The 255-nt window shown below is 65.5% G+C and carries 1 pseudogene; it reads left to right on the top strand.

Annotated elements, in window-relative coordinates:
* Positions 1-255: pseudogene (locus AB3X95_RS39070) on the top strand (hypothetical protein); the annotation flags it as partial.

Here is a 255-nt window from a genome sequence, read left to right on the forward strand (position 1 = left end):
GTCGGCAAGACGGCCAGCGCAGGCTGGAACGTGAGCGCGCAGGGCCAGAATGCGACGAACGTGGCGCCGGGCGGCACGGTCGACCTGAAGAACACCGATGGCAACCTCGCGGTGAGCAAGAGCACGGGCGGCAACGACGTGAACTTCGATCTGGCACGCGACCTGAAGGTCGACAGCGTGACGATGGGTGACACGGTGGTGAACAACGACGGCCTGACCATCAAGAACGGCCCGAGCATCACCACGGGCGGCATC

The organism is Paraburkholderia sp. BR13444 (assembly GCF_040948755.1).
Lineage (GTDB): Bacteria > Pseudomonadota > Gammaproteobacteria > Burkholderiales > Burkholderiaceae > Paraburkholderia > Paraburkholderia youngii.